2 protein-coding genes are annotated in these 3,514 nt (G+C 47.4%); both read right to left on the bottom strand.

What is annotated here, in order from left to right; translation table 11 throughout:
- Window positions 1-502 precede the first annotated feature (502 nt).
- Complete coding sequence (gene murJ, locus GX016_00775) at window positions 503-1,933, bottom strand: murein biosynthesis integral membrane protein MurJ (GenBank protein ID HHT70095.1); 1,431 nt, start codon at window positions 1,931-1,933, stop codon at window positions 503-505.
- Window positions 1,934-2,139: 206 nt separating this feature from the next.
- Window positions 2,140-2,784 carry a hypothetical protein gene (locus GX016_00770; GenBank protein HHT70094.1) on the bottom strand — a complete coding sequence of 215 codons (645 nt, stop codon included), beginning with the start codon at window positions 2,782-2,784 and terminating at the stop codon, window positions 2,140-2,142.
- Window positions 2,785-3,514: the final 730 nt, after the last annotated feature.

The following is a 3,514-nucleotide window of genomic DNA, read 5'->3' as shown; positions in this document are numbered from 1 at the left end:
TGTGTATCAAGCACAGGGAAATAACCCCTAGGATTACCAAACAGAAACTAAACAGTCCTGTCCATGTAATCATAGGCATCACCTCCCCTCATGGGAAAGTGACTAACCGCCAAACAGCAACTCCTATCTTATTGTAGCATATTTTCTGCATATCAGCCAGGGGCCGCGATCATTCACGACGCCTCCCTTTGACACCTACGGAGATTTTTGTGGCCAGTGGGCAAATGTAGGGTTTCTCGAATGGCCATCGATAATATGCTTCAAGCTTCTACTCAAGCCTTTTCGGTAATAAGCATTATGTAAATACAAAGCAGGGAGCCCCAAAACGGACTCCCTACCAACTTCCAGTTTTTCCTAGGTGCCTGTCACCGACCTACGTTATTTCGCCCCAAATGCAACTAATTCCTGCCAAAGGGCATAACAAGCCGGGCGATCCGCGTTGGACCGCCCGGCCTATTTGCTGGTTATGCAGTTACCAGTCTTTTACAGGTGCCTGTCACCGCTACCTCCCAACACCATTTCCCGGCACGGTCATTTCCAACCACCGGCTTAGTGGAGCAATGATTACCCACATGACTGCTGCTGCTAGAAGAGACTTTACTAAAGATGCAGCCCAGCTCTGTTCCGCTGTACTTCGGCTAGCCCTAGGAACAGTCCTCATCCTATGGTTGAGTATAACATAGAGCACAGAAAAAGAGACAATCGGTTGACATGCTCCGGCTACTGCAAGGCCTGCATAACCCATCCTGCCTACAAGAAATAATCTCAGAGCCACAGCTACTCCTATAGCTCCAATGTTCACAAATACTGGAGTATGCGTATCTCGTAAAGCATAGAAAGTTCTAATAGCAAGATCGGTAAGACTTACCGCTGGTATAGCAATTGCCAAGTAAAACAAAGCTGTAGCTGTGGCTACCGTAGCCTCAGCTGTAAAGACACCCCGTTCAAATGCCAACCGTACTATTGGAATAGCAAGGATCATCATTCCTGCAGCCATGGGTATCAGCAGAAACACAATAATCCTAACCGATCTTTCGAGGGTACGGATAAATTCTGTCTCGAAACCACTTGCATACATTCTGGCTAATGTAGGGTAAAGAACAGTAACAAGAGCAGTTCCAAATATCCCCGATGGCAACGCCACAAGCCGTTGGGCATAATTAAGGTATGTAATAGATCCCTCCGGTAGTGTGGAGGCAAGCATCCTCATTATCACAATCCCTAACTGCCCTGCCGCTGAACCAGCCATAATCGGCACAATCAGACGGCCCAACTGCCTAAGTCCTTCATCTCCCCAATCGATTGAGAAGTGATACTTATACCCGGCTGACAGCAGCGCTGGAATCTTGATTGCGAACATGCCAGCAGCACCCAAGACAGTCCCTACCGCCACTGCAGTGATTCCGTATCTGGGTCCGAAGAACGCAATGCTGGATATTATCAAGACATTCTGCATCACACCAGCAAAAGCCGGTAGCCCAAACTTTCCCAGTGATTGTAGCAAACCGGTAAAAACCGATGATGCAGTCTGAAAAATGGCTATGGGGAATAAGATCCTCGTCAGCTGAACTGTCAACTTGAAGGTCTCTCCTGCAAATCCTGGTGCTGCCGCTCCAACTATTTGATTAGCAGCTATGATTCCGATCAAAGACACTGCTACTGCTACCAGCAAACATACATTGAAAACATTATTAGCTGATGCAAATGCCCTATCGCGGCCGTGGTGCTTTTCCAGGTCCGCAAAAACCGGTATAACCGTCGTGGCTACAGCAGGACCAATTCCCAAGAGAAACAGTGACGGGATAATCATTGCCACCAGGTACGCATCTGTAGCGGATGTAGCCCCAAAACGAGAGGCTAATGCTGTCTCACGCAGAAAACCTAAGATCTTACTTAGCATTGACCATATAGCAATTATACCCGCAGATTTCATCAGATTTGTACTGCCCATTACACCAGCGCCTCCAAGCTATTTTGCTGTCAGGCTCGTTTTCCTAGGTGCCTGTCACCGTCTCTTTATAACGGTCAGGGCTATATCGGTGCCTATCTTCGGTGACGATAGGAACGTTAACAACTAGGGATGACCTATTGGTTTGCTTAAGTTGTAATTATCAGTCTGCCGTCATGCCGTCAGGTCCCCTATACACTATACAGAGCGCGTATCTCTGAAACAAACGACTCTGTGCCCAAAATATCATCGTATGTTACAAGCTTTTCTAGAGAGCCAGAGTTATCGGCTAGCTTAGCATGTACAAATCGCCGGTAGCTTTCTTGTGCCGCTCTTGAATCCTGATTAAAGTAACCGAGAACAGTATCCCGATAAACCAAACTACTACCTGAGCCTTCACCTATGTACACTTTCATACTACTCCACGGATAGTGCTCCGGTAGTTTTACAAGACTGGCGCCGACGGGGTTAAGGTGGACATACCGGCTTAGTTCCAAAAGATATGCATCTTTTTCTACCAATACACTCCTGTATCGGCCCTGGAACAGATGGCCAGAGGTACCGTATTTAATATGATACTGCTTGGAATAGTAGGTATTAAGAGAACGCATAGTATCACCAATGTGCCGTTTACCAGTCTCAATTACAAGATGGTAATGGTTTGTCATCAAACAGTACGCATGTACTCTAAGGCCATGTTCCATCACCAGCCCTCTTAGCTTATCTAAGAATACAACGCGGTCGGCAGGATCAATAAAGATATTCTGCCGGCTGTTACCACGATTGATGATATGGTACATGGCCCCTTCATACCAAATACGGGCTTTGCGCCCCATTATACCGTCCCCCCAGATATGATAATCTGAATGCAAACGCTTCCCGAGCCACTACTATTAATTAGTCCTTGTTCTTATTTCGCCCCAAATGCAACTAATTCCTGCCAAAGGGCACAACAAGCCGGGCGATCCGCGTTGGACCGCCCGGCCTATTTGCTGGTTATGCAGTTACCAGTCTTTTACAGGTGCCTGTCACCACTACCTTATTCTGCAAAAGAACCGTCCCCTTGTGTCCCTGATCATTCTCGTATTTGTGTCCCTATTCCCTCGTCTGCGGCCAACTACAAAGTAAAATGCCTGATTACCATAATATAGGCGGCCAATTTTGCGTTTTAAGGTGTCGTAATTGATCGCCAAAGGGTCCTGCACCTTATGCTCATACTCCTTCTTTCAGCTAGCCACGAAACTGTCAGCAACAAACAGGTCTACAAGTACCGCGAACACGAAAAAGAAAGAGGAGCCCCCGAAGAGACTCCCTTCCCAGTTTTAGCTGTCACCGTCTATTCAGTCGTCGTCTGTTTCTTCGGTTCATTGGCCAGCCACAAGAACCGTCCCCTTGGTTGGTGTACGGTTACCAGTCTTTTACAGGTGCCTGGCACCGACTGTTACTGATGTAAATTCTACACCAGAACAGCGGAAACAACAACACAAAAGAACCGTCCCCTTGTGTCTCCCAAAAGAACCGTCCCCTTGTGGCCCCCTCTTGTGTCTGCAAAAGAACCGTCCCCTT

This window comes from Bacillota bacterium (assembly GCA_012837285.1).
Taxonomy (GTDB): Bacteria; Bacillota; DTU030; order DUMP01; family DUMP01; genus DUNI01.
Note: the sequence above shows the minus strand (reverse complement) of the source record. Positions and strands in the feature narration are given on the sequence as shown.